This window comes from Brevundimonas sp. LjRoot202 (genome assembly GCF_964253355.1).
In the GTDB taxonomy this organism is placed as follows: Bacteria; Pseudomonadota; Alphaproteobacteria; order Caulobacterales; family Caulobacteraceae; genus Brevundimonas.
In genome coordinates, this window is record NZ_CAXUQW020000002.1 from 275,487 (window position 1) to 300,752 (window position 25,266).

Annotated in this window: 22 protein-coding genes and 1 riboswitch; of the genes, 18 read left to right on the forward strand and 4 right to left on the reverse strand. The window is 67.7% G+C overall.

Translation table 11 applies throughout. The features are described 5' to 3' along the window. Positions 1-15 precede the first annotated feature (15 nt). Positions 16-450 carry a PaaI family thioesterase gene (locus tag ACSQ1L_RS06345; RefSeq protein WP_435993078.1) on the forward strand — a complete coding sequence of 145 codons (435 nt, stop codon included), beginning with the start codon at positions 16-18 and terminating at the stop codon, positions 448-450. A 1-nt stretch (position 451) separates the two neighbouring features. Here ACSQ1L_RS06345 and ACSQ1L_RS06350 read toward each other — a convergent pair whose 3' ends face one another. Further along, complete coding sequence (locus ACSQ1L_RS06350; RefSeq protein ID WP_435993080.1) at positions 452-1,021, reverse strand: TetR/AcrR family transcriptional regulator; 570 nt, start codon at positions 1,019-1,021, stop codon at positions 452-454. Between the two features lie 167 nt (positions 1,022-1,188). On the opposite strand from ACSQ1L_RS06350, the gene ACSQ1L_RS06355 reads away from it, so the two are divergent. The 6 genes from ACSQ1L_RS06355 (at position 1,189) to ACSQ1L_RS06380 (ending at position 10,778) form a co-directional block, all read left to right on the forward strand. Next, a complete protein-coding gene (locus tag ACSQ1L_RS06355) occupies positions 1,189-2,388 on the forward strand; it encodes an efflux RND transporter periplasmic adaptor subunit (RefSeq protein ID WP_435993082.1) in 1,200 nt (399 codons plus the stop codon). A 7-nt stretch (positions 2,389-2,395) separates the two neighbouring features. Continuing rightward, entirely contained in the window at positions 2,396-5,644 is a 3,249-nt protein-coding gene (locus tag ACSQ1L_RS06360) for an efflux RND transporter permease subunit (RefSeq protein WP_435993084.1), read from the forward strand. Next, positions 5,644-7,077 carry an efflux transporter outer membrane subunit gene (locus tag ACSQ1L_RS06365; RefSeq protein ID WP_435993086.1) on the forward strand — a complete coding sequence of 478 codons (1,434 nt, stop codon included), beginning with the start codon at positions 5,644-5,646 and terminating at the stop codon, positions 7,075-7,077. Before ACSQ1L_RS06360 ends, ACSQ1L_RS06365 begins: the two co-directional genes overlap by 1 nt. Before the next feature lie 66 nt (positions 7,078-7,143). Beyond that, a riboswitch (SAM riboswitch) is annotated at positions 7,144-7,266 on the forward strand. A 104-nt stretch (positions 7,267-7,370) separates the two neighbouring features. Continuing rightward, a complete protein-coding gene (metX, locus tag ACSQ1L_RS06370) occupies positions 7,371-8,360 on the forward strand; it encodes a homoserine O-succinyltransferase MetX (protein ID WP_435993088.1) in 990 nt (329 codons plus the stop codon). Next, the gene (metB, locus tag ACSQ1L_RS06375; RefSeq protein ID WP_435993090.1) at positions 8,357-9,541 is read left to right on the forward strand and encodes a cystathionine gamma-synthase; all 1,185 of its coding nucleotides are present in this window, start codon (positions 8,357-8,359) and stop codon (positions 9,539-9,541) included. Before metX ends, metB begins: the two co-directional genes overlap by 4 nt. Before the next feature lie 13 nt (positions 9,542-9,554). Further along, positions 9,555-10,778, forward strand: a complete 1,224-nt coding sequence (locus tag ACSQ1L_RS06380; protein ID WP_435993092.1) for a hypothetical protein — start codon at positions 9,555-9,557, stop codon at positions 10,776-10,778. A gap of 27 nt (positions 10,779-10,805) precedes the next feature. Here the strand turns inward: ACSQ1L_RS06380 and ACSQ1L_RS06385 are convergent, their stop codons facing one another. Next, on the reverse strand, positions 10,806-11,639 hold the full coding sequence (locus ACSQ1L_RS06385; RefSeq protein ID WP_435993094.1) for a metallophosphoesterase family protein: 834 nt from the start codon (positions 11,637-11,639) through the stop codon (positions 10,806-10,808). 316 nt (positions 11,640-11,955) lie between these two features. Between ACSQ1L_RS06385 and rfbC the strand changes: the two genes are divergently transcribed. From rfbC to ACSQ1L_RS06440, 11 genes are all read left to right on the forward strand, one after another. Then, entirely contained in the window at positions 11,956-12,516 is a 561-nt protein-coding gene (rfbC, locus tag ACSQ1L_RS06390; RefSeq protein WP_435993096.1) for a dTDP-4-dehydrorhamnose 3,5-epimerase, read from the forward strand. 11 nt (positions 12,517-12,527) lie between these two features. Further along, positions 12,528-13,586: a dTDP-glucose 4,6-dehydratase gene (rfbB, locus tag ACSQ1L_RS06395; RefSeq protein WP_435993098.1), complete on the forward strand. Its 1,059-nt coding sequence runs from the start codon at positions 12,528-12,530 to the stop codon at positions 13,584-13,586. Next, positions 13,586-14,488, forward strand: coding sequence for a dTDP-4-dehydrorhamnose reductase (gene rfbD, locus ACSQ1L_RS06400; RefSeq protein ID WP_435993100.1), 903 nt, complete (start codon positions 13,586-13,588; stop codon positions 14,486-14,488). The genes rfbB and rfbD overlap by 1 nt, the downstream gene beginning before the upstream one ends. After that, the gene (gene rfbA, locus ACSQ1L_RS06405) at positions 14,485-15,354 is read left to right on the forward strand and encodes a glucose-1-phosphate thymidylyltransferase RfbA (protein ID WP_435993102.1); all 870 of its coding nucleotides are present in this window, start codon (positions 14,485-14,487) and stop codon (positions 15,352-15,354) included. Before rfbD ends, rfbA begins: the two co-directional genes overlap by 4 nt. Before the next feature lie 116 nt (positions 15,355-15,470). Continuing rightward, complete coding sequence (locus ACSQ1L_RS06410; protein WP_435993103.1) at positions 15,471-16,742, forward strand: O-antigen ligase family protein; 1,272 nt, start codon at positions 15,471-15,473, stop codon at positions 16,740-16,742. Positions 16,743-16,815: 73 nt separating this feature from the next. Then, positions 16,816-17,436: an acyltransferase gene (locus tag ACSQ1L_RS06415; RefSeq protein ID WP_435993105.1), complete on the forward strand. Its 621-nt coding sequence runs from the start codon at positions 16,816-16,818 to the stop codon at positions 17,434-17,436. Next, entirely contained in the window at positions 17,433-18,413 is a 981-nt protein-coding gene (locus ACSQ1L_RS06420) for a hypothetical protein (RefSeq protein ID WP_435993107.1), read from the forward strand. Before ACSQ1L_RS06415 ends, ACSQ1L_RS06420 begins: the two co-directional genes overlap by 4 nt. Positions 18,414-18,421: 8 nt before the next feature. After that, a complete protein-coding gene (locus ACSQ1L_RS06425; protein WP_435993109.1) occupies positions 18,422-19,384 on the forward strand; it encodes a glycosyltransferase family protein in 963 nt (320 codons plus the stop codon). A 137-nt stretch (positions 19,385-19,521) separates the two neighbouring features. Then, complete coding sequence (locus ACSQ1L_RS06430; protein ID WP_435993111.1) at positions 19,522-20,568, forward strand: Gfo/Idh/MocA family protein; 1,047 nt, start codon at positions 19,522-19,524, stop codon at positions 20,566-20,568. Next, entirely contained in the window at positions 20,568-21,440 is an 873-nt protein-coding gene (locus ACSQ1L_RS06435; RefSeq protein WP_435993113.1) for a hypothetical protein, read from the forward strand. The genes ACSQ1L_RS06430 and ACSQ1L_RS06435 overlap by 1 nt, the downstream gene beginning before the upstream one ends. 10 nt (positions 21,441-21,450) lie before the next feature. Continuing rightward, positions 21,451-22,581: an NAD-dependent epimerase/dehydratase family protein gene (locus ACSQ1L_RS06440; RefSeq protein WP_435993115.1), complete on the forward strand. Its 1,131-nt coding sequence runs from the start codon at positions 21,451-21,453 to the stop codon at positions 22,579-22,581. 27 nt (positions 22,582-22,608) lie between these two features. Here ACSQ1L_RS06440 and ACSQ1L_RS06445 read toward each other — a convergent pair whose 3' ends face one another. Both ACSQ1L_RS06445 and ACSQ1L_RS06450 read right to left on the reverse strand, forming a co-directional pair. Beyond that, positions 22,609-23,751, reverse strand: coding sequence for a hypothetical protein (locus ACSQ1L_RS06445; protein WP_435993117.1), 1,143 nt, complete (start codon positions 23,749-23,751; stop codon positions 22,609-22,611). A 1-nt stretch (position 23,752) separates the two neighbouring features. Beyond that, the gene (locus tag ACSQ1L_RS06450; protein WP_435993119.1) at positions 23,753-25,210 is read right to left on the reverse strand and encodes an MBOAT family O-acyltransferase; all 1,458 of its coding nucleotides are present in this window, start codon (positions 25,208-25,210) and stop codon (positions 23,753-23,755) included. Positions 25,211-25,266: the final 56 nt, after the last annotated feature.

The following is a 25,266-nucleotide window of genomic DNA, read 5'->3' on the forward strand; positions in this document are numbered from 1 at the left end:
AGGCGGAGTTTTCCCATGGTCGCGAAGGTCACGGTTTCGGAGGGCGAGTTCGCCGGCTGGCAGATGTACGACCTGCACGGCACCTTCGACCAGGTGGTCGGGCCGTTCTACTTCAAGCCGGACCCGGACGGGCGGATGCGCTGCGCCTTCCGGGCCGAGCCCAAGCATATGAACGCCGGCGACCGGATGCACGGCGGCTGCCTGATGACCTTCGCCGACATCGCCATGTTCCAGACCGCCTATCAGGAGATGGAGGGGGCCTCGGGCGTGACCGTGTCGCTCGACTCGACCTTCATCGACGGCGCCTATGTCGGGGAACTGGTCGAGGCGACCGGCGAGGTGATCCGGGCCGGCAAGAGCCTGATCTTCGTGCGCGGCCAAATCCATGCGGGCGAGCGGGTGCTGATGACCTTCTCGGGCGTGATCCGGAAATTCCAGCCGCGCGGCTGAATCAGTTGTCGATGATGTCCTGGAGCAGGACAGCCATCCTGTCGCGCATCTGCTCGCACTCGCTGGGGTTCAGGCCGAAACCGCCGGTGATCTCGCGACTGACGGCCATGCCCATGATGAAGGCCGCCGCCAGCCTGGCGCGAACAGCGGCATCGGGGCCGCCGACCCATTCGGCGAACGGGTTGAAGAAGCGCTCGTTGCCGGTGCGCTGCACCAGTTCCATCGCCTTGGTCGAGCCGACCGAACGCAGCAGGATCAGCAGGCCCTTGAGCTTGCTCTCGCTCTTGCCCTCGAAAATGGCCTCATGCGCAATCCGACGGCCGAAGGTGGCGCGCTCGCCCTCCATCAGGTCGGCGCCGTTCTCGCAGCTGTCGAGGACAGCCGTGAACAGATCTTCCTTGGAGCCGAAATAGCGAGACACCAGGGCGGCGTCGACGCCGACGTCCCGGGCGATGTCGCGCATGCCGACGTCGTCATAGCTTTCGCGCGCGAACCGTTCGCGCGCGGCCTCCAGAATGGCGGCGCGGGTCGCCTCGGCATTTCTTGGCCGAGGCGCGACATGACAAAACAACAGGATAGCTCCTGAACAAAGCCCCACGCCGTATATGGCTTTGTCATCGCCCGTTGACAAGCGGCCATGCGATCACCATTAAGTCACCGGGCGTTGACTAACGGTTTCCTCCCCGATGGCCGAGGTCGACAGAGACAGGGATTTCTCCCTTACGGAGACTAGCACACATGCGCACGGTGAAGATCGTGGCCGCGTCCGCCCTCATGGCGGCCGCGCTCTATGGCTGTACCTCGAAGAGCGAGGCGCAGGCCCCCCCGGCGCCGGCGGTGACCGTCGCCGTACCGCTGGTGCAGGCCGTCCAGGATTGGGACGAGTTCACCGGCCGGTTTGAAGCGACCCAGTCGGTCGAGGTGCGCGCCCGCGTCGGCGGCTACATCTCGGGCGTCCATTTCCGCGACGGCGACTATGTCCGGCGCGGCCAGTTGCTGTTCAGCCTCGACCCGCGGCCGGCGCAAGCGGCCCTGGCCTCGGCCCGGGCCCAACTGGCCCAGGCGCAGGCCCAGCTGACGCTGGCGCAGAGCGAACTGACGCGGGCCGAGACCCTGCTGGAATCGCAGGCCATCTCGCAGGCCGAGGTCGACACCCGCCGCGGCGCCCTGCAGACGGCCCAGGCGGCGATCGCCGCCGCCAACGCCAACGTCCGGGCCCGCCAGCTGGACCTCGAGTTCACCCGCGTCACCGCGCCGATCTCGGGCCGGGTGTCCGACCGCCGCGTCGACGCCGGCAACCTGGTGGCCGGCGGCTCGTCGGCCGCGGACGTGCTGACCACCGTGGTCTCCAGCGCACCGATTCACTTCGTCTTCGACGGCTCCGAAGCCGTGCTGCTGAAATACCAGCGTCAGGCCCGCAACGGCGCGGCCCCGATCCAGGTGCGGCTGCAGGACGAGGCGACCTTCACCCGTTCGGGCACGCTCGATTTCACCGACAATGCGGTTGACACCTCCTCGGGCGTGATCCGCCTGAGGGCGGTGATCCCCAACGCCGACGGCTTCCTGAAGCCGGGCATGTTCGGTCAGGCTCGTCTGGCCGGGGCCGGCGGCTACACCGCCATGCTGGTGCCCGACGCCGCCATCGCCACCGACCAGGCCCGGCGCATCGTCTATGTCGTCGCCGCCGACGGTTCGGTGGCGCCCAAGCCGGTGCAGCTGGGACCGATCGTCGACGGGCTGCGGGTCATCCGTTCGGGCCTGGCCCGCACGGACCGGGTCATCATCAACGGCGTCCAGCGCATCCAGGCGCCCGGCATGAAGGTGAAGGCCACGACCGGCCAGATCCGCCCCGTCGCCCGCGAAGCCCAGGTTCCCGTGACCCGGGCCGCGCCCGCCTCGACCGCGACCTTCGCCAACAGCCTGTCCTCGGGCGACTGAGCCGGACATGAACATCTCACGCTTCTTCATCGACCGGCCGATCTTCGCGGCCGTGATCGCGGTGTTCATCACCCTGATGGGTGTGTTCGCCTATCCGCTGCTGCCCCTGTCGCAGTATCCGGAGATCGCGCCGCCGACGATCACCATCAACACCGCCTATCCGGGGGCCTCGGCCGAGACCGTGGCCGAGACCGTCGCCGCGCCCATCGAACAGGAGGTCAACGGCGTCGAGGGCATGCTGTACCTGTCGTCCTCGTCCACCTCGGACGGGACGGTGGCGGTCACCGTGACCTTCCAGCCGGGCACCGACCTGGATGCGGCGCAGGTGCTGGTCCAGAACCGGGTCGCCCTGGCCGAGCCGCGCCTGCCCTCCCAGGTCCGCCAGATCGGCGTCACCGTGAACAAGCAGGAAAGCGGCTTCCTGATGATCCTGGGACTGACGTCCCCGGACAAGTCTCTGGATAACGACTACGTCGGCAACTACGCCAACTCGACGCTGCGCGACCGGCTGTTGCGGGTCGAGGGCGTGGGTGCTGTCCAGGTCTTCGGCGGCGGCAACTATTCGATGCGGGTCTGGATCGACCCCGCCAAGGCGGCGGCCCGCAACCTGACCGGACCGGACATCGTCGCCGCGCTGCAGTCCCAGAACGTCCAGGCCGCCGCCGGCGCGATCGGCCAGCCGCCCTTCGCCACCAGCGCCGCCGCCTTCCAGCTGCCGGTGCAGGTGCAGGGCCGTCTGAGTGATCCCGACGAGTTCTCGAACATCGTCATCAAGACCGACGCCGAAGGCCGCGTGACCCGCATCCGCGACGTCGCGCGCGTCGAACTGGGCGCCCAGGATTACGGCATCAAGGGCTTCTTCGACGGCGAGCAGGGCGTCGGCATCGCCATCATCCAGCAGCCGGGCGCCAATGCGCTGGGCACCGCCGACCGCGTCATGGCCGAGGTCGAAGCCTTCCGGGCCGAGCTGCCGCAGGGGATGGCCGTCGACGTCGCCTACAACCCGACAGAGTTCGTCGCGGCCTCGGTCGAGTCCGTGCAGCACACCCTGTTCGAGGCCGTGATCCTCGTCGTCCTGGTGGTCATCGTCTTCCTGCAGACCTGGCGGGCGGCGATCATCCCGATCGTGGCCATTCCGGTGGCGCTGGTGGCGACCTTCGCCGTCCAGCTGATGCTCGGCTATTCGATCAACTCGCTCAGCCTGTTCGCCCTGGTCCTGGCGGTCGGGATCGTGGTCGACGACGCCATCGTCGTGGTCGAGAACGTGGAGCGCTACATCCGCGAGGGGCTGACGCCCAAGGAGGCCGCCTATCGTTCGATGAAGGAGGTCTCCGGCGCGCTGATCTCGATCGGCCTGGTGCTGGTCTCGGTGTTCGTTCCGACCATGTTCGTGCCGGGCATCCCGGGCATCTTCTATCGCGAGTTCGCCATCGTCATCACCACCGCCTCGGTGGTGTCGCTGCTGGTGTCGCTGACGCTGTCGCCGGCCATGGCCGCGCTGCTGCTGAAGCCGCACAAGGAGCACGACGAGAACGCCCGCAAGCCGGGCGTCTGGGGCACGGCCGTCTACTACGGCGGCTGGGCCGGGCGGCGTTTCAACGAAGGCTTCGACTGGCTGTCGGACAAGTACGGCCGGCTGACCGCGCGGCTGGTCCGCACCGTCGCCATCGTGCTGATCGTCTACGTCGGCCTGCTCGGCCTGACGACCTGGCGTCTGATCGACACCCCGTCGGGCTTCATTCCGGAGCAGGATCAGGGCTTCCTGATCGGCGTCATCCAGCTGCCCCCGGGCGCCTCGCTCGAGCGCACCGAAGCGGTGATGCGCCGCGCCTCGGACACCATCAAGAGCACCGAGGGCGTCGAGGGCCTGGTCGCCTTCGCCGGCCTGGACGGCACCAGCTTCTCGTTCGGCTCCAATGCGGCGACGATCTTCGTTCGTCTGGACGCCTTCGAGGAACGCAAGACCGCCGAACAGAGCGCCGCCGCCCTGGCCGGCGCCATCACCGGCGCGACCATGGGCATCGAGGACGCCAACATCTTCGTCATCGCCCCGCCCGCGGTTCAGGGTCTGGGCAACGGCAACGGCTTCCAGATGATGGTGCAGGACACGTCCGGCGCGGGCTACCGCCCGCTGGAAGGCGCGACCTTCGCCATGATGGGCGCCGCCGCCCAGGCGCCGGACCAGGTGCAGCAGGTCTTCTCGACCTACAACACCGGCTCGCCGCGCATCGCCGCCGACGTCGATCGCGACAAGGCGCTGATGATGGGGGTCCAGCCCAATGACGTGTTCAGCACCCTGGGCGTCTATCTGGGCTCGGCCTACGTCAACGACTTCAACTTCCTGGGCCGCACCTTCCGGGTGACGGCGCAGGCGGAGCCGACCTCGCGCGACGACATCGCCGACATCGCCAACCTGCAGACCCGGTCGGCGTCGGGCGCCATGGTCCCGATCGGATCGGTGGCCACCCTGCAAGAGGACTCGGGCCCGTCGCGGATCGTCCGCTACAACCTGTTCCCCGCGGCCGAGCTTCAGGGACAGGCTGCGCCGGGCGTGTCCTCGGGCCAGGCGATCGCCCACATGGAGCAGCTGGCGCAAGCCACCCTGCCCCCGGGCTTCTCCTACGAATGGACCGGCCTGGCGCTGCAGGAGAAGCAGTCGTCCGGCGGCGCCACGATCGTCTTCATCATGGCGGTGGTGTTCGTCTTCCTGGTGCTCGCCGCCCAGTACGAGGCCTTCACGCTTCCGCTCGCGGTCGTGCTGATCGTGCCGATGTGCATCCTGGCGGCGATGATCGGGGTCAACATCCGGGGTCTGGACAACAACATCCTGGTCCAGGTCGGACTGGTGGTGCTGATCGCCCTGGCGGCCAAGAACGCCATCCTGATCGTGGAGTTCGCCAAACAGGCCGAGGACGAGGGACTGAACCGCTGGGACGCCGCCGTGCGCGCCGCGCGGACCCGCCTGCGTCCGATCCTGATGACCTCCTTCGCCTTCATCTTCGGCGTCGTGCCGCTGATGCTGGCGACCGGCCCCGGCGCGGAGATGCGCCAGTCGCTGGGCACGGCGGTCTTCTCCGGCATGCTGGGCGTGACCTTCTTCGGCCTGATCTTCACCCCGGTCTTCTACGTCGTGATGCGCTGGGTGGCGTCGAAGATGCCCGGCTCCCCCGAGAAGGAAGTCGAGATTCCGACCACCGGCGGCATGCCGCCGCACGACCAACTCGAACCCGCCACGCCCCGGCTGGGAGACGCCTGATGACGATCCGACCCCCTCTCCGGTTCCTGACCGCAACCGCCGGCGCCAGCCTGTTGCTGGCCTCGTGCGCGGTCGGGCCGAAGGCGCCTGACGCGACCCTTCCCCCCTCCGCGTCGGGCGCCTTCATCGGGGCCGCCACCCCCGCCGTGACGGCCGAGGCCGCGCGCGACGACTGGTGGCGTCTCTATGATGATCCGGTCCTGGACGGCCTGATCGGCCAGGCCCTGGCCGAGAACAACGAGCTGGAGGCCGCGGCCGCCAACCTGCGCCGCGTCCGCGCCGCGCTGGGCGAGGCCCGCGTCGGCCGTTTCCCGACCACGACGACCACGGCGGCCGTCAACACCGGTCGTCCCTCCGCCGCCACCGTGCCGGGCCTTCCGGCCGGGACCGAAGCCCCGGAGACCGACACCTACGACGCCGGTCTGGACGTCGCTTACGAAGTCGACCTGTTCGGCCGGGTGGAGTCGACCATCCGCGCCGCCCGCGCCGACGCCGCCGCCGCCGAGGCGGCGCTGGGCATCGTCCGCGTATCGGTCGCGGCCGAGACGGCCCGGGCCTATGCCGACGCCTGCTCGGCCAACGCGCAGATCGCGGTGGCGGAACGCACCGTCGAACTGCAGTCGAACACCGTCGATCTGACCCAGCGACTGCTGGACGCCGGTTCGGGCAACGGGCTGGACACCGCCCGCGCCCGTGCGGCCCTGGAGACCACCCGGGCGTCGCTGCCGCCCCTGCGGGCCCAGCGCGACGGGGCCCTGTTCCGTCTCGCCACCCTGATCGGACGCACCCCGGCCGAGGCCAGCGAAGCGGCCCGCGCCTGCCAGCGCCCGCCGCAGCTGAGCCAACCCATCCCGGTCGGCGACGGCGCCGCCCTGCTGGCCCGTCGCCCCGACGTGCGCCAGGCGGAGCGCAACCTGGCCGGCGCCGCGGCGCGGGTGAACGTGGCGACGGCGGACCTCTACCCGCGCATCACCCTGGGCGGCTCGCTCGGGGCCACGGCGCTGGAGGCCGGCGGTCTGGGCGACAGCGAGAATTTCCGCTTCTCCGTCGGGCCGCTGATCAGCTGGTCGTTCCCCAACATCTTCGCCGCCCGCGCCCGGGTCGAACAGGCCGGCGCCGGCGCCGACGTGGCCCTGGCCAACTTCGACCAGGCGGTGCTGGTCGCCCTGCAGGAAACCGAGACCGCCCTGGCCAACTACGCCAACGAGCTCGACCGCCGCTCGGCCCTGCAGGCGGCCCGCGACGAGGCCGCCACCGCCGCCCGCCTATCGCGCCTGCGCTTCGACGCCGGAGCGGACAGCTTCCTGACCGTGATCGACGCGGAACGGACGCTGGCGTCCTCGGATGCGCAGCTGGCGGCGTCCGACGCCCTGGTGACGACCTACCAGATTGCCCTGTTCAAGGCGCTGGCGGGGGGATGGAGCGAGGGCTGAACGCCCTCGGCTTCGCACCTGCAACAGGGGGATTGACGCCGCCCGAACTGTTCGCCACCGTAAGGGCACTCATCAAGACCGGCTGAGGGATAGGCCCTTTGACGCCGGGGCAACCTTCCAGGATCCACCCGATCCTGGAGATGGTGCCAACTCCTGCGAGGCCTCCCCGGAAGCCGCGAGAGATGAGTGAAGCGACGGCCCCTCCACGTCCGGGGTCCGGCTGACTTCACGGGTCTGTCACCGCACGAATTGGCCCGCCCCATCGGTTTCGCTGAGCGAAAGCGGAGCGGACCGTGGCGTCCCAACACTGGCCCATCGATGAAGCGCCCGGACGCGATGTCCGCGCGCCGATCCCCAAAGACTTCCGGCTGACGTCCGGCGAGCGCCTCGCCTCCCCCGAGGTGGTCGGCCGGCTGCACGGCCCTGATCGCGGCCCGCTGGTCGTGGTCGCCGGCGGCATCTCCAGCGGCCGCTTCGCCACGCGCTGGTGGTCGTGGGCGGTTCGGGCCGGCGGTCCCGTCGACCTGAACCGGGTCCGGGTGCTGGCCTTCGACCTGCCGCCCGGCCGGGACGACCCCGGGGTCACCATCACCACCGGGGATCAGGCCCGCCTGCTGGCCCTGCTGCTCGACGCGATCGGCGAACCGCGCGCCGAGGCGTTCGTCGGCGCCTCGTACGGCGGCTGCATCGGCCTGGCCTTCGCGGCCGCCTTCCCGCAGCGGGTCGGTCGGCTCGTGGCGGTCTCGGCGGCGCACCGGAGCCATCCCGCCGCCACGGCGTGGCGCGGGGTGCAGCGGCGCCTGCTGGCCTTCGCCCGCGACTGCGGCCGCGAGGCCGAGGGCGTCGCCCTGGCCCGCCAACTGGCCATGGTCACCTATCGCACGCCCGACGAATTCGCCCTGCGCTTCGCCTCGACCCCGCCGGCGGAGGCGGGCGCGGCCTACCCCGTCTGCGACTATCTGATCGCGCGCGGCGCGGCCTATGCGGAGGCCACCTCGGCCGCGCGCTGGATCGCCCTGTCGGACTCGCTGGACCGCCACGACGTCCCGCCGGAAACCGTGCGCTGCCCGCTGACCGTCATCGGCTTCACCTCCGACCGGCTCGTGCCGATAGAGGACAGTCGCGAACTGGCCGCCCGCGCCCCGAACCTGGAGCGCCTGATCGAAGCCCCCTCGATCTTCGGCCACGACGCCTTCCTGAAGGAGCGCGAGCTGGTCGGCCGCGCCCTGCACGACGCCCTCTCCCCGCTTTACGCCACCTCCCCTCGCGAGATCGCCGCATGACCTGTCCGTCCGAAGTCCGCCCCTGTACGACCGCCGCCCGTCACGGCGTGAACAGCGACCCGACGCACGGCGCGGTGATGACGCCGCTCTACCTGTCGTCGAACTACAGCTTCGACGGGCTCGAGGGGAAACGGCGCTACGACTACACCCGCTCGGGCAACCCGACCCGCGACGTGCTGGCCGAGGCGCTGGCGAAACTCGAGGGCGGCTGCGGCGCGGTGGTGACGGCGACCGGCATGGCGGCGGTCGATCTGGCGCTGTCTTCGCTGGAGCCCGGCGACCTGCTGATCGCCCCGCACGACCTGTACGGCGGCACCCATCGCCTGCTGTGCGCGCGGGCCAAGCGGGGCCATTTCGGGGTGGCCTTCGTCGATCAGAACGACCGCGCGGCGCTGGACGCGGCCTTCGCCCGCGGGCCGAAGCTGATCCTGATCGAGACGCCGTCCAACCCGCTGATGCGGGTGGTGGACGTAGCCGACCTCTGCGCCCGGGCCCACGCCGTCGGCTGCAAGGCGGCGGTCGACAACACCTTCCTGTCCCCGGCCCTGCAAACCCCCATCGCCCTGGGCGCCGACCTGGTGATCCACTCGACCACCAAATACATCAACGGCCATTCCGACGTGGTCGGCGGCTGCGTGGTGGCGAAGGATCCCGCGGATCTCGAACAGCTGGGCTGGTGGGCCAACTGCCTGGGCGTCACCGGCTCGCCGTTCGACGCCTGGCTGACCCTGCGCGGCGTCCGCACCCTGTTCGCCCGCATCGAACGGCAGCAGGCCACCGCCGGCCGGATCGCCGAATGGCTGGCGGCCCATCCGGCGGTGAAGGCGGTCCACTATCCGGGACTGAAGAGCCATCCGGGCCACGCCGTGGCGACGCACCAGCAGAGGGGCTTCGGCGCCATGCTGAGTTTCGAGCTGGCCGACATCGCCGCGGTGCGGACGCTGGTCGACGCGCTGGAGGTGTTCACCCTGGCCGAGTCGCTCGGTGGCGTGGAGAGCCTGATCGCCCACCCGGCGCTGATGACCCATGCCGCCATGACGCCGGAGGCGCGGGCGACCGCTGGCATCACCGACGGCCTGCTGCGCCTCTCGATCGGGCTCGAGCATCCCGAGGACCTGCTCGCCGACCTGTCGGCCGCCCTGGCCGCCGTGCCGGTCGCGCCCGCCGCCGAAGCCGCCTGAGGAGGGCGCCGCCATGACCGCCCTGCCTCTGGGCCGCGCCACTCCGGCCCCGCTCGCCGCCCCGCCCGCTGCGGAACCCGTCGCCCTGTTGCAGCTGTCAGGCGACACGGCCGACGCCGCCTCCGCCGTCTACCGCGAGGTCCGGCGCGGTCGCCGCGTGGTGGCCGTCGTGGCCGGCGGCGACAGGGCCGTCCGCCGGCTGGCGGAGACCCTGGACGCCATCGGGGCGCCCACCGTCACGCCCGCCGCCGGCGAGGCGCTGCTGCACGACGGCGTCACCCTCGCGCCGGGTCCGGATGTCGCGTCCTCTCGCCCGGTCGAGGACAGGGTCGCGCCGCTTCGCGTGGCGCTGGCCGGATGCGGCGTGGTCGGCGGCGGCCTGCTGCCGCGCCTGCTGGCCGACCACCGCTTCGAGGTGGTGGGCGTGCTGGTCCGCGACCCAGGCAAGGCGCGGGACACGGCCCTGCCGCGCCATCTGCGTGTGACGGACCCGGCGGCCCTGCTGGCGCGCGAGCCGGACGTGCTGGTCGAGGTCCTCTCCGACGCCTCGACCGGCCTCGCCCTGACCCGGGCCGCCTTGTCGCGCGGCATCGACGTGGTCAGCGCCAACAAGCAGGCGATCGGCGGCGACCTGGCGGCCCTGACGGCGCTGGCGGTCAGCGGCGGCGCGCGCCTGCTCTACTCCGCCAGCGTCGGCGGCGGCGCGCCCCTGATCGAGACCGTCCGGCGCGCGCGCCGTCATGGAGAGATCGTGCGCATCGAGGCGGTCCTGAACGGCACCTGCAACTTCATCCTCAATCGGCTGGCGGACGGGATGGCCTTCGACACGGCCGTGGCGGCGGCGCAGGCGGCGGGCTTCGCCGAGGCTGATCCGTCCGCGGACCTGGACGGCCTCGACGCCGCCGCCAAGCTGGCCATCCTGGCGCATGAGGCGGCGGACTGGCGCCTGCCCGTGGACGCTGTCGCCCGGGCGGCTCTGTCGGGCGCGGCCGGGCTGCCGTCGGGCCGGGCGCGGCAGGTGGCGAGGCTGGATCTCGAGACCCGGCGGGCCGGGGTGACCTTCGAGGCCGTGGACGGGGACCCGCTGTTCGCCGACCTGGCCGACGAGGGAAACGCCCTGCGCGTGACCACCGCCGACGGCCGTCTGTTCACCGTAAGGGGGCGCGGAGCGGGCCGGGTTCCGACCGCCGAGAGCGTATGGGCCGACCTGGGGGATTTGCGCGATGTCGCCTGCTGACCGGACCGGATGCGGCCTCGCTGGTCCTCAGTCAGGAAGGACCTTTTGGGACGGCAGGGTGCGAATGCCGGGCGCGCCGTCGAGGTCCGCCACCGCCTGGATGAACTGGAGGCTCAGGCCTTCCAGCCGTACGGCGGTGAGCACGCCGGATTCGTAGGCCTTGGTGTCGACCCCGATGCGCCGGTGGTCTGCATAAGGCTCGGCTGCGGGCGTATGGCCGTGGACGACGACCCGATCGAATGGGTCCGGGTCCTTCAGGAACGAGCTCCGGACCCACATCAGGTCGTATTCTGACTGTTCGTCGAGCGGGATTCCCGGACGCGCGCCCGCGTGAGCGAAGAAATAGCCGCCGATCGAGACGCTGGCCTCCAGCTCCCCAAGGAACCGAAGCTGCCGCGGCGAAAGCCGATGTCTCAAATCGGCCGACAGGGTCGCCCAGCCTTCCGTGCGATGCTTCATCGCCGGGGCCTTGAGCCCGAACGATTTCAGAGCCTCCGCGCCGCCGTACTCGCACCAGGCCGCCCCGACGGAGGGATCCTTCAGAAACTCCATCATCTTGGCCTCGTGGTTGCCCTTGAGGAAATGGGTTTCGAAGAGGCCTTGATCCTGAAGGACGGTGAGGCGGTCGATCACGCCCTGCGAATTGGCGCCGCGATCGACATAGTCGCCCAGGAAGACCAGCACGCGCCGTTGGGCGTCGGAAGCGTCAGCCTGCGCCAACGACTCCAGCAACACTTCGAGCAGGTCGAGACGGCCGTGGATGTCGCCGATCGCCCAGACGACGACGCCTGCGGGCAGCCCGGTCGGAACTGGAGCGGTCGGCGGCGTCTTTGGGGCCCTGTTGAAAAGTCGGCGAAGCATGGCGGTCACATGCACGAAACGGGATGGGGCATTCAACTGTATCCCGCACCAACCAGTCATTTTTGAGGGCGTCACGGCGGCTGACCCGCTTCCGGCCGGTCAGGAACCCGGACGCGTCGGCCGGAACGACCGCGTCGTCGCCCTCGCCGCAACCCCGAGTCCGGCCCGCCGGACCGACGCACCGCCCCGACGCCGGCCGCGCCCGCTTTGGCGGATGCGGCTTGCGCGGGCTGAGGATCGCGGGCAGAAGCGCCTTGGGGGTACTGCTTTCATCATTGATCCGGCCTTCACAGACGAAGGCGGCGACGGAAAGAGAATGACGAATTTCGCTATCAGTTCCTCGCCGATTCCAGAGGTGAAGATCATCCAGCCGCGGAAATTCGAGGACGATCGCGGCTTCTTCGTCGAGACCTACAGCCGGCCTGCGCTGGCGATGGGCGGGATCGAGATTGAATTCATCCAGGACAACCAGTCGTTGTCGCTGGCGACAGGAACCCTGAGGGGCCTGCACTTCCAACGGCCGCCCTTTGCCCAGGACAAGCTGGTTCGCGTCATCCGCGGCCGGATCTGGGATGTGGCCGTTGATCTTCGCCGCAGTTCGCCGACGTTCCGGCAGTGGTTCGGCCTCGAACTCAGCGCCGAAAACCAGACCCAGTTGCTCGTGCCCGTCGGCTTCGCGCACGGCTTCCTGACCCTCGAGCCGGACACCGAGGTGATCTACAAGGTGTCGGCGCCGTACAGCCGCGACCACGACGTAGGGGTGGCCTGGGACGACCCCGACCTGGCCGTGGCCTGGCCGCTTCCGGTCAGCCGGCCGGTTCTGTCCGCCAAGGACAGCGCCCTCCCCGGCCTGTCCGACGCCGCGACCTTCGACTGAGGAGTATGTCCATGCGCGCGATCATCACCGGAGGCTGTGGCTTCATCGGATCCGCGGTTTGCCGGCACGTCGTCGAGGACCTCGGCTGGTCGATCCTCAATGTCGACAAGCTGACCTATGCGGCCAACCCGGAAAACCTCGCCTCGATCGAGGCGCGCGAGGCCTATCGGTTCCTACAGGCGGACATCTGCGATCTGCCGGCGATGCAGGCGGCGTTTGACGACTTCCGCCCCGACGCGGTGATCCACCTTGCCGCTGAAAGCCACGTCGACCGTTCGATCACCGGCTCCGCCGAGTTCGTGCAGACCAATGTGGTCGGCACCCACAGCCTGCTGGAGGCGGCGCGCGGCTATTTCGGGGAGCTCGCCGGCCCGGCGCGCGAAGCGTTCCGGTTCGTGCACGTCTCGACCGACGAGGTATACGGCTCCCTCGGTCCCACCGGCCTGTTCACCGAAACCACCGCCTACGACCCCCGCTCGCCGTATTCCGCCTCCAAGGCCGCGTCGGATCATCTGGTCAGCGCCTGGTTCGAGACCTACGGCCTGCCCACCCTGATCACCAACTGCTCCAACAACTACGGCCCGTTCCACTTCCCGGAAAAGCTGATCCCGCTGGTCATCCTCAACGCCATGGCCGGCAAGCCTCTGCCGGTCTACGGCGACGGCTCCAACGTGCGCGACTGGCTCTACGTCGAGGACCATGCCCGCGGCATCGTCGCGGCGGCCCTGAAGGGAAAGCCGGGCGAGAAATACAATTTCGGCGGCCGGGCCGAACGGCGGAACCTCGAGGTGGTCGAAGGCATCTGCGACGCCCTGGACGAGGCGGTTCCCGGTGACACGTCCCGGCGCCGGCTCATCACCTTCGTCACGGATCGTCCGGGGCACGACAAGCGCTACGCCATCGACTGCACCAAGGCCGAGCGCGAGCTCGGCTGGACCCAGACCGTCAGCTTCGAGGAAGGGCTGCGGCAGACCGTGCGCTGGTACCTCGACAACGAGAGCTGGTGGCGGCCGCTCCGCGATGGCGTCTACGCGGGCGACCGCCTGGGCCTGGTGGCGACCGGCGGCTGATGGCGCGCATCCTCATTCTCGGCCGCTCCGGCCAGGTGGCGACGGCCCTGCAGGCCCGGCTGCCGGCCGACGGCCACGAGGTTGAGGCGCTCGGCCGGGACGTGCTCGACCTCGCCGACCCGGCCGCGGCGCGGGCCGCCGTGCTGGCCCGGTCGCCCGATGTGGTCATCAACGCGGCGGCCTACACGGCGGTGGACAAGGCCGAAACCGACGAGGCGGCGGCGCGGGCGCTGAACGCCGCCGGTCCCGCCGCAGCCGCCGCGGCGGCGGCTGGCGTCGGCGCCCCCTTCATCCACTTCTCCACCGACTATGTGTTCGACGGCTCCAAAGGCGAGCCCTATCGCGAGGACGACGCGCCCCGTCCGTTGGGGGTCTACGGACGGACCAAGCTCGAGGGCGAGCAGGCGGTGGCGGGCGCCAATCCGAGACACGTGATCCTTCGCACCGCCTGGGTCTGCAGCCCCGTCGGGTCCAACTTCCTGAAGACCATGCTGCGCCTGGCCGGCGAGCGGGACGAGCTGTCGGTCGTCGACGACCAACGCGGCCGCCCCACCTTTGCCCGGGACCTGGCCGACGTGGTCGCCGGCGTCCTGACGATGACGGCCGCGCCGCCCGCCGACGCCTGGGGCGTGTTCCATGCCGTCAGCGGGGGCGAGACCACCTGGTGCGGCTTCGCGCAGGCGATCATGGAGGGGTCGGCGGCGCGAGGCGGTCCCTCTTGCCGCGTCAAGCCCATCGCCACGAGCGACTACCCGACCCCGGCGCGCCGCCCGGCGGATTCGCGCCTTTGCACAGAGCGGCTGGCGGCGGTCTACGGTCTGCGCCTGCCGCACTGGCAGGCGGCGCTGGAAACCTGCCTCGACGAACTGTACGGGCCCAGGAACACGAGGACTCAATCATGAAGGGCATCATCCTGGCGGGCGGCAGCGGCACGCGCCTCCACCCGCTGACGCTGGCGACATCGAAACAGCTTCTGCCGGTCTACGACAAGCCGATGATCTACCACCCGTTGACGACGCTGATGCTGGCGGGGATCACCGACATCCTGATCATCACCACGCCCCATGACCGGCCCATGTTCGAACAGGTCCTGGGAACCGGGCGCCAGTGGGGCCTCACGCTCTCCTACGCCGAGCAGCCGTCGCCGAACGGCCTGGCCGAAGCCTATGTCATCGGCGCTGACTTTGTACGCGGGCACCCCTCATGCCTGATCCTGGGCGATAACATCATCTATGGGCACGGCCTGCCCGACGCCCTGCGCAGCGCCCGCCAGAAGGTCGACACCGGCGCGACCGTGTTCGCCTATCATGTCGATGATCCTGAGCGTTACGGCATCGTCAGCTTCGACGAGCAGGGGGTGGCCCGCTCGGTGGAGGAGAAGCCGAAGTCGCCGAAGTCGAACTGGGCGGTCATCGGCATCTATTTCTATGACCCCGAAGTCGTGGACATCGCGGCGAGCATCACGCCTTCGGCCCGGGGTGAGCTGGAGATCACCGACGTGAACCGGCACTATCTCGAGCGGGGCCGGCTCAACGTCGAGCAGTTGGGGCGCGGTTTCGCCTGGTTCGACGCCGGCACGCACGAAGCCCTGCTTCAGGCCAGCGACTACGTCCACATCCTCGAGAAGCGTCAGGGCCTGAAGGTCGCCTGCCCCGAAGAGATCGCCTACTCCATGGGTTTGATCGACCGGGCCGAGGTGGAGCGGGCCGCCCAGAAGCTGAGCAAGAGCGACTACGGGGCGTACCTGCGGCGGCTGATCCAGGAGTAAGGCAGTCGCCTGACCCCGCCGGACTATCGAGAATTCAGATTTGCCCCGATGTCGGCTAAAAGGCCTTCGGAATCGGGAATGGCGACCGCCAGATTGAAGATTGTGGAGTGAAGGCGATGGCGGCACGTCACCATATCCTGAGCCCGGCGGCCCTCCAGGCTCTCCGGCGACTCGCGATCTTTTTCGCCATTCTGATGAGCGGCGGCAACCTCGCCGTGCCCAGAATCCCGCTCCTGATCCTGGTGCTGGGCATTTGCTTCCTGTGCCGGGGGCCGACGTTCGGCCTCAAGCGGGACATGTGGGCGATCGGCCTTTTGCTGTTCGGCGTCCTCATCGTGGCGACCTTCGGTTCGCCGGACGTCGATCTCATGGCGCTGGCGACGCGATACGCCAACTTCCTGGCGGGCGCGGCCCTCCTCGGACTCTACCTTTCCGAGCCGAGGGACACGATCATTGAGGACCTGCGCCCGATATTCCAGTTCATGGGACTGCAGATCATCGGCACCGTTTTACTGGCGCTGTGGATGCCTCACCTTTTCCGAGCGGTCCTCGTCGATGAGGCGGTGTACCAGACGGTGTTTTGGGTCTTCACCTACCACGTCACCATCGCGGAGGCGGGGGGGCTGGTCCGGCCGGACGGCTTCTTCTGGGAGCCCGGCGTTTTCCAGATTTACATGAACATCTTCCTGTTCATGTCGCTGTTCGTCACCAGACGTCGTCTGGATATCGCGCTGGCCATCATCGGGGTGCTTCTCCTCCAGTCGACCACCGGCCTGCTGATCGCCCTGATGCTTTTCGGCATCGGCTTCGCCCAGGGGTTCCACCGGGCCAGCCCCGGCGAGAAGCTCGCCGCCGCCCTGCTGGCGCCGCTTCTCGCGGCGCCGCTGCTCTTCATCGCCGCCGAAAACTTCACGGCCAAGACCACGGGCGCCTTCCGGGGGTCGAGTTGGGCGCGGACCTACGACTTCTACACCGGCGTCAACGTCATCCTCGCCCACCCGCTCGTCGGGGTCGGTTTCGACGATGAGCGATACAAGCGCGAGGCGGCGAGGCTGGGATACGCCGACACCCGCCTTGACTACAGCTCGACCGCCGAACGCAGCTCGTCCAACGGACTGATCGCCCTGATCGCCAGCATCGGCATTCCAATGTCCCTGCCGTTCCTGGTCGCTATATTCCGGCAGCGCTTTTTCCCGAAACCGCTGCTCTTCGGCATGATGCTGGTGCTGGCGTTCACCGGCGAAGCCCTCATGCTGACGCCCTTCTTCCTGATGCTGCTGTTCAGCGCCATGCTGTCGCGGAAGCGCGTGGTGACGACCCGCGCCGTGCGCGCGCCACACGAGGAGCCGGGCGGCTATGCCGAACCAGCGCCGGCTCGCCCGTCATGACCCCGTCTTCGCGAGGCCCCGCCTGTTCGGCGCCGGACCTCCCCACCTGGGGTAGCGCCGGATGATGATGCACATGCGGCTGGGCAACGCCGTTCGCGCGCGCCTGTTTCGGCTGCTGTACGCCAGGCGTTTCGGCAGTTTCGGCCGGGGAACCCTGGTCGTGGCGCCTATCGCGGTGGAGGGGGCGGAGCGGATTCACCTCGGCAGCGAAGTCTATGTGGCCCATCAGACCTGCCTCGCTGCGCAGCCCCACACCGGCAGCGCCGAGTGCCGGCTGGAAATCGGCGATGGCAGCCGCATCGGCCGGTTCAACCATTTCTACGCGACCCGCAGGATCGTGCTGGGCGCCAAGGTGCTGACCGCGAACAACGTCTACATATCCGACAACCTGCACGGCTATCGCGATCCGGAAACCGCCATCCTCGACCAGGCGGTTGAACAGGTGGGCGACGTCGAGATCGGCGACGGCAGCTGGCTCGGGCACAACGTCTGTGTGCTCGGCGCCAGGATCGGCCGACATTGCGTGGTCGGGGCCAATGCAGTCGTGACCCGGGACCTGCCCGACTACAGCGTCGCCGTCGGCGCCCCGGCCGTGGTCATCCGTCGATACGACACGGCGTCGTCGACCTGGCGTCGAACCCGCCCCGACGGCGCGTTTCTCGAACCAGACGCACCGGAGAGGGATCCGGCGTGAGAATTCTGCTGATCGCCCTCCATTATCACGACTACACGTCCAATATCGCCGCCGAACTGCGGGCGCTCGGGCATGAGCTGACCGTGCACGACATCATGCCGCGCGACCTGCTGATGAAGGGGCTGCGGATCATCTCGCCGGGGCTGTGGCAGAGCCGTCTCGACCAGCACCACGCCCGCATCCTCGAGCGTGAGCGGGGGGGCGACTACGATATGGTCCTGTTCATCCAGGCCCATCAGATGTCGGCGGCCAACATGGCCGGCTTCAAGGCGGCGTTCAGCGGCGCTCGCTTCGTGCTCTACAACTGGGACTCGATCGCCAACCACGACTATCGGCCCCATCTGCAGGCGTTCGACGACGTCTTCACCTTCGACCCGGACGACGCGCGCGAATACGGCCTGCGGTATCTGCCGCTGTTCTGCAGCCGTGACTTTCAGGACCTGCCCCGTCGGGAGCAGGACCGGTCGGCGGTGTATTTCGTCGGCAATGTCGTCAACCCGGCGCGGTACGAGGCGGTGGCGGCGTTCAGGGATTATTGCGAACGCCACCTCGTCCCGTTCCAGGCCTTCATGGCCTGCACGCCGCCGGCGCGGTTGAAGCTGCGGCGTGCCGGGCTGAAGCCCGAAGGCCTCTCGTTCGGCTCGATCGGCAAGGCCGAGTTCAAGGACATGATCGAGACTTCGGTCGCCGCCTTCGACTTCGCGAACCATCATCAAAGCGGCTACACGATGCGGGTGTTCGAAAACCTGTGCGCCGGCAAGAAGATCATCACCAACAATCCGCGGATCGCCCAGGAGCGCTTCTATTCCCCCGACCGCATCCACGTCTTCAGCGGTCTCGATTTCAGCGGGGTGAAGGCCTTCGTCGACCTCCCGCTGGCCGAGCCGGACGCGCAGTTCCCGGAATATCGCATCCAGGCGTTCGTCCGCCATCTCGTGGACGGCACAGGCCATCCGCTGCCGCCGCCCCAGACCTGAGAGCCGATTTGTCGAAGAAGAAGAAGACCTGCCTGCTGGTCATGCCGCTGTCCTTCTACTCGTTCGCCCGGATCATCGGCGGCGGCCTGGAAGCGATGGGCTACGAGGTCACCCGCGCGAATGACGAGTACCCGGAGCATCCGATCGGCCGCGTGCTCGCCAAATTCGACCTGCCGATCTCCCGCTGGTGGACGCGGCGGGTGTTCGCGCGGCGCTTCCTGGCCGGCGAACACTGGGACCTGATCGTCATCATCAAGGGGCGCGGCATCGGCCCCGAACTCGTCGCCGACATGAAGGCCAGGGCGGATCGGGTCGTCGGCTACCATTTCGACGCCCTGTCGTACGACCGGGCGACGGAGCGCTGGGGGGCCGCGGTCGATCGCGTCACCACCTTCGACTACCGGGACGCCCGGACCAAGGGTTGGCCCGTCGTTGAACTGTTTTCCAGCCAGACGCCGATCACGCCCCCGCCGCCGACCCGCTACCGGATCTCGGCGATCCAGCGCAACCACTCGAACCGGCTGGCCTACCTCGATCATGTCCTCAACGCCCTCGGGACCGAGGACAGTTTCGTTTTCCTCTATGAGAAGGGCGTCATCAGCCTGACGATGAACGCTTTGCGCAGTCCCCTGCTGTACTGGAAATGGCGCAAGAGCATCTCCTTCAAGCCCCTGTCCTATGATCAGTATGTCGACGCCCTGGCGGCGTCGGACTTCACGCTGGACTACGCCCATCCCCTGCAGACGGGGGCGACCATGCGCTGCTTCGAGGCTCTCGCGATGGGCGTGAAGCTCATCACCAACAATTCCCATGTCGCCGAGAGCGGCCATTTCGGGCCGCACAACACGATCGTCCACGCCCTCGGCGATGACCTCGCCGCGCTTCGTGCGGACGTGGAAAACCTGCGCGGCCAACGCCCCGCGCCCGTGCAGCGTTCGCCCGGGCAGTTTCTTCTGGAGGTCATCGGTTGACCGTTTCCGGACCGCAGCGGCCAGCCACAACCAGTTGACATTCAGGGCGCTACCGATAGGTGTGGCGCACTTTTCGGCGGCCTCCCGGCGGCTGGAGACGCCCCCTGTTCTCGCGCGAGCAATGGTTTCCGGATCGCATGGTTGAAAACGCACTGAGGATTGGCGTCATCGGCGCCGGCCGCATGGGGGTGACGCACCATTGCATCGTGAACAGCCATCCGAACGTGAATGTCGTCGCCGTCGCCGATCCTTCCGTGGTGGTGAACAAGCTGCTGTCCAAGTACGCCGGCGTTCGGGCCCACAAGGACTATCGGACCCTGCTGGACAAGGAGCATCTCGACGCGGTGCTGGTCTGTACGCCGCCGGCGTTCAATCACGAGATCCTCACCGCGGTGGCCGACAAGGGACTGCACGCCTTCGTCGAAAAGCCCTACACGCTCTCCTCCGCCTCGGGCGCGGAACTGGCCCGGCGGTTCGAAGAGAAGGGCCTGGTCAGCCAGGTCGGTTACATCAACCGCTTCAACGACGTCTTCATGAAGACCAAGGCCTTCATCGAGGAAGGCCTGATCGGCCGCGTCATCCGCTTTCGCAGCGAGATGTTCAGCTCGACCATCATCCGCGATCCGGGCGAGGACGGGTGGCGCGCCACCCACGCCAACGGGGGCGGGGCGACGTATGAGATGGCGTCCCACGCCATCGATCTGATCGACTACCTGATGGGCAAGCCCGATCATGTGATGGGCAGCAGCCTGTCGAAAGTCTTCTCGAAAAACGTCGAGGACGTGGTCTCGGCCAGCTTCCTCTACCGCTCGGGCCTCGCCGGTTCGCTCTATGTGAACTGGAGCGATCCCAGCTTCCGCAAGCCCACCAACAAGCTCGAAATCTTCGGCACGGAGGGCAAGATTCTGGCCGACCAGCACGGGCTGAAGATATTCATGAACGCACCCGCGCCGGCCCACGGGCTGAACGCCGGCTGGAACCAGCTCTACATCACCGACCTGTTCAACCCCGCCCCCTTCTACCTGCGCGGGGTCGAGTTCACCGCCCAGCTCTATCATTTCGTGGATCACGTTCAGCGTGGCGACCCGCGGACCCGCTGCACCTTCGCCGACGGGGCGGCGGTGCTGGACACCATCGACGGCATCTTCCGTGATTTCGACAAGAACAAGCAGGTCGTCGCCTGATGCCGCAGATTGATCGCATCGTCTTTGGCGACAACCAGTTCTTCGGCATCAATCACATGTCGCAGGAGAAGGCTCAGGCCCAGGCCGAGCGCTTCGCCGATCTGGACGCCATCTTCAACGTCTATGAGACCGCATTCGAGACGGGCATCCGGGCCGTCATGCTCAACAGCAATGCACGCGCGGGCGAGATTTGCGACCGTTTCAGGGCCCGCAAGAGCCAGTACCCCGAGCTGGCCTGGTATCCATCGATCCCCTACCCGCACAAATACGCAAACCTGGTTGCGGAAAAGGGCATGGTCGGTGCGCTGCACAGCGTCCTCATGTCCGACGGCGCCGGTTCCGCGATGGGCAAGATCGCGCAGGGCGGTCTGGCCGTCATGTCGCTGGACGCCGTGCGGATGATGAAGATGCTGGTCGACCAGGAGATGTCGGCCTTCAAGGGCCTCGATGTCCGCGTGGTCTTCCTGCAGAACATCGTCGTCGATCTGATGCTCGGCTTCGGCGTGGCCGAGCCGTTCGTCGAATACAGCAAGCACGTCCGCAAGAAATACGGCGCCGCTCCGGGCTTCATCACCCAGAACATGCCCCTGCTGCGCAAGCGTCTGATCGAGTGGGACATCCACGACGTCGTGATCTGTTCGTCGATGAACAAGCTCGGCTATCTGATGTCGCCGGATCGCGCCTCCTATGAAGCGGCCCTGGCCGAGAACGACGGCGCCGACTACGCCATGATGGCCATGTCCACCCTGGCCTCCGGCGCGATCCCCGCGCCTGAGGCCTATGACTATGTGAACCGTCTCAACCTCCAGTCCGTGGTGTTCGGCGCGTCCTCGCGCGGCAATATCGAACAGACGGTCAAGCTGATCCGATAGGGGGCCTGTCATGGCGAAGGTTCTGATCACCGGCGGCGCCGGCTTCATCGGCACGCGGCTGGCGCTGAAGCTGAAGGCGCGCGGCCACGAGGTCACGGTGCTCGACACCCTGGCCGAGCAGGTCCACGGCGCGGATCCCGAGGCCTCTGAACTGTACCGGTCGATCGCCGGCCAGGTGCGCTTCATTCGCGGCGATGTCGCCAACCGGGGCGACATGACGGCCGCGATGGACGGCCAGGAGGTCATCGTCCACTTCGCCGCCGAGACCGGCACCGGCCAGTCGATGTACAAGGTCGAGCACTACACCGCCGTCAACATCGGCGGCACGGCCCTCATGTTCGACATCCTCGCCAACGCTCCGCATACGATGAAACGGATCGTGGTCGCCTCGTCGCGCTCGGTCTATGGCGAAGGCAAATACCGTTCGCCGGAACTGGGCGACGTCTATCCTGAGCACCGCGCGGCGGCCGACATGACCGCAGGCGACTTCGAGGTGAAATATCCCGGCTCCTCGGCCCTGACCCTCGTCGCGACCGACGAGGATTCCAAACTGCACCCGTCCTCGCTCTACGGGATCACCAAACAGGTGCAGGAGCAGATGGTCATGACCCTGTCGCCGACCCTGGGCATCGAGCCCGTGGCCCTGCGCTACCAGAACGTCTTCGGCCCGGGCCAGTCGCTGTCGAACCCTTACACCGGCATCCTGTCGATCTTCTCGAACCTGATCATGCAGGGCAAACCGCTGAACATCTTCGAGGACGGGGCAGAGAGCCGCGATTTCGTCTTCGTCGATGACGTCGTCGACGCCACCGTGCTGGGAGTGGAGAAGCCCGAGGCCGCCGGCCATGTCTTCAACGTCGGCACCGGCGTGCCGATCAGCGTGAACCTGGTGGTCGATGCGCTGTCACGCCACCTCAAGCTGCCGGTCGAGTCCGCGATCAGCGGCAACTTCCGGCTCGGCGATATCCGGCACAACTACGCCGACATGACCCGCGCGAACTCGGTTCTCGGCTTCACGCCGGCCTATGACTTCGAGCGCGGGATCGGCGAATTCTGCGAATGGGTGCTGACCTCCGGCCCTCGCGAGAGCGGCTATGAAAAGTCGATCGTCGAGATGAAGGCCAAGGGGCTGATGAAATAGCGCCCGGGACGCCTCGGGCTCCGGCCGTTATTTTCGGCAACCCAGCCCCAGGAAGTCGACTTCCTTCATACCGGGGCGCAACGCCAGACCCGAGCCTCCGGCGTGTCCCTTGTACCGCTCGATAAAGGCCGTCAGGAAATCGGCCCTCAGGTAGCGCCGCGTCTCCGGGTCGGCCTCGCCGATCTGGTTCAGCATGCGGGCGTAGGTGACGTCGCCGCCGTGCAGGCCGTCGACGAATTCGCAGTCCGTGCCGCCCCGGATGGACGCCGGATCGACGAAGCTGAAGAAGGATGCGTCGCCGACGCATGCACTCAGTTGCTCATACCCGTCCTGGATATAGGCGTAGTCCGGCTGCGAAAGCCGGGCCCAAATGGGTGTGGCGAAGGGCGGTGCGACGACGACGACATGCCGTGTTCTCCGCCGGATTTTCTTCACCGCTGCGCAGATCCGGGCGACCAGGGCGGGGTCCGCGCGCGTGTTGCGCTGGAAATTCTGCTTGTCCCCCTCGATGCGGCCGAAGGTCCTGACGAACCGGACATCGGACGACGCCACCGAGCCGTTCTGGGTGCCCAGATAGTACTGGCTGCCATCCCGGGCGTAGCCCTCGTCGTTGATCAGCGCATAGATGCCGAGGTTGCGGGACCGCAACGAATTCCCCAGCCAATTGCCGTGTCGAAGCGCCTTGAGGCCGCCGAAGAGCATGTCGGCCGAGACCAGCTTCGGGACGTCGGGCACGGGCGCCTGGTTGTCCGTGTAGCGCGCGTTGAACAGCCAGGGATCCACATAGACCAGGGCGAGCTGCGGCGGCGTCGGCGTGCGCGCCACATGTTCGGCGATCGTCTCGAGATTCTGCAGATTGTTGATCGCGCCGCCCATCGTCACGAAGCGGGTGTTGAAGAACTCACCCCTGACCTCCATGGCGCGGCTCGAACCGATCGCGACCGCCTCCGGGCTCACCCGGTCGAACAGCATGATCTTGTAGTGATAGGCGTTCTGGTTGAGGCCGCTGAGGAAAAGTATCTCGCCGTTCGGCGCCGCCAGCTGGCGATCGACCACCCCCTTGAAGTCGATCTCGCCGACCCGGGTCATCAGGATTTGCAAGCCGAGAACGATCAGGCCCAGCGAGAGCAGCGCGGCCAGAAATCCCTGCAGGAAACGTTTCTCGGTCATGTCAGAAATTGAAATAGATGAAGGTCGAGACCTTGTTGAAGTTGAGCAGGACGAAGACGAAGACCGCGCCGGCGGCGTAGCCCAGAACCCGGCCCCGGTGTTTCCAGTTCTCCAGCCAGGCCGAGATTTCCAGACTGTTGGGGGCCAGTTTCACGACAGCCAGGCCGCCGATGATCCACAGCGTCACCATCGCCGGCGCAGCTGGAATGTGCGGCGTCAGGCCTGACAACGGCAGCGAACCGTTCAGTCCGGCCATGCCCCGCAGCATCAGGACCGCGGCGTCGAGAGTTACGGCCCTGAACAGGACCCAGGCGACCACGACCGCCAGGAAGGTGATGGTTCCGGCCAGGACGGCCCCGCCTGGAATCCGCGGCAGGCGCAGGCGGGCGCTCAACGCCTGCCAGCCATGGTTCACGACGAGATAGAAGCCGTGCATCGCGCCCCAGATGACAAAGGTCCAGTTGGCGCCATGCCACAGCCCGCCGAGCAGCATGGTGACGCTCAGGTTGACGTATCGGCGGACCGTCCCGTGGCGGTTCCCGCCCAGCGGAAAATACAGGTAATCGCGCAGGAAGGCCGACAGGGTCATATGCCACCGCCGCCAGAAGTCGATGATGTTGCGCGACTTGTACGGTGAGTTGAAATTGATCGGCAGGTCGACGTTGAACAACAGGGACAGGCCGATGGCCATGTCCGAATAGGCGGAAAAATCAAAATACAGCTGGAACGTATAGGCCAGGGCGCCCAGCCAGGCTTCGGCCGTCGTGATGTTTCCGCCCGCGGCGGCGGCGTCGAAAACCGGATTGGCGTAGAGCGCGAATTGATCGGCCAGAAGGACCTTCTTGCACAGGCCGATCGTGAAGATGGTCAGGCCGACGTTGATGTTGCGGACGTTGAACCGATAGGTCTCCGGCCGATGGAACTGCGGCATCATCTGCTTGTGATGCAGCACCGGGCCGGCGATCAGGTGGGGGAAATAGCTGGCGAACAGGGTGTAGTGGATCGGGTTGTACTCGCGCGCGAGGCCCCGATAGACGTCGACCAGAAAGGCGATCTGGGTGAAGGCGAAGAAGGATATTCCCAGCGGCAGAATGATATGGGCCAGCGCCCAGTCCGTCCCGACCAGCGTGTTCGTCGTGCTGATGAAAAAGTCGGTGTACTTGTAGTAGCCCAGCAGCAGCAGGTTGCCGCCGACCGCCAGGAACAGCAGGAGCTTGGCCCTGGCCGTTGGTCCGTCATCGCGTCGGGACCGGCTGATCCAGTAGCCCATCAGATAGTTGAAGGTGATCGACCCCAGCAGAAGGAAGACGTAGCGCGGGTCCCACCAGCCGTAGAAAAAGATCGACGCCAGGACCAGCCAGAGCGCGGCCATGCGGTGGCTGGCGCGGGCGGCGAGGAAGAAGCCCGCGAATGTGATCGGCAGGAAGAAGAAGATGAACTCGTAGGAGTTGAACAGCATCGATCAGCGCCCCGCGCGGCGCTGTGGTGCGTCGGTCATCGTCCCGCCCCCTGGCG

Coding starts and splice junctions, on each gene's coding strand:
- ACSQ1L_RS06345 (WP_435993078.1), top strand. CDS start 16: ATGGTCGCGAAGGTCACGGTTTCGGAGGGCGAGTTCGCCGGCTGGCAG.
- ACSQ1L_RS06355 (WP_435993082.1), top strand. CDS start 1,189: ATGCGCACGGTGAAGATCGTGGCCGCGTCCGCCCTCATGGCGGCCGCG.
- ACSQ1L_RS06360 (WP_435993084.1), top strand. CDS start 2,396: ATGAACATCTCACGCTTCTTCATCGACCGGCCGATCTTCGCGGCCGTG.
- ACSQ1L_RS06365 (WP_435993086.1), top strand. CDS start 5,644: ATGACGATCCGACCCCCTCTCCGGTTCCTGACCGCAACCGCCGGCGCC.
- metB (WP_435993090.1), top strand. CDS start 8,357: ATGACCTGTCCGTCCGAAGTCCGCCCCTGTACGACCGCCGCCCGTCAC.
- ACSQ1L_RS06380 (WP_435993092.1), top strand. CDS start 9,555: ATGACCGCCCTGCCTCTGGGCCGCGCCACTCCGGCCCCGCTCGCCGCC.
- ACSQ1L_RS06385 (WP_435993094.1), bottom strand. CDS start 11,639: ATGCTTCGCCGACTTTTCAACAGGGCCCCAAAGACGCCGCCGACCGCT.
- rfbC (WP_435993096.1), top strand. CDS start 11,956: ATGACGAATTTCGCTATCAGTTCCTCGCCGATTCCAGAGGTGAAGATC.
- rfbB (WP_435993098.1), top strand. CDS start 12,528: ATGCGCGCGATCATCACCGGAGGCTGTGGCTTCATCGGATCCGCGGTT.
- rfbD (WP_435993100.1), top strand. CDS start 13,586: ATGGCGCGCATCCTCATTCTCGGCCGCTCCGGCCAGGTGGCGACGGCC.
- rfbA (WP_435993102.1), top strand. CDS start 14,485: ATGAAGGGCATCATCCTGGCGGGCGGCAGCGGCACGCGCCTCCACCCG.
- ACSQ1L_RS06410 (WP_435993103.1), top strand. CDS start 15,471: ATGGCGGCACGTCACCATATCCTGAGCCCGGCGGCCCTCCAGGCTCTC.
- ACSQ1L_RS06415 (WP_435993105.1), top strand. CDS start 16,816: ATGCGGCTGGGCAACGCCGTTCGCGCGCGCCTGTTTCGGCTGCTGTAC.
- ACSQ1L_RS06430 (WP_435993111.1), top strand. CDS start 19,522: ATGGTTGAAAACGCACTGAGGATTGGCGTCATCGGCGCCGGCCGCATG.
- ACSQ1L_RS06435 (WP_435993113.1), top strand. CDS start 20,568: ATGCCGCAGATTGATCGCATCGTCTTTGGCGACAACCAGTTCTTCGGC.
- ACSQ1L_RS06440 (WP_435993115.1), top strand. CDS start 21,451: ATGGCGAAGGTTCTGATCACCGGCGGCGCCGGCTTCATCGGCACGCGG.
- ACSQ1L_RS06445 (WP_435993117.1), bottom strand. CDS start 23,751: ATGACCGAGAAACGTTTCCTGCAGGGATTTCTGGCCGCGCTGCTCTCG.
- ACSQ1L_RS06450 (WP_435993119.1), bottom strand. CDS start 25,210: ATGCTGTTCAACTCCTACGAGTTCATCTTCTTCTTCCTGCCGATCACA.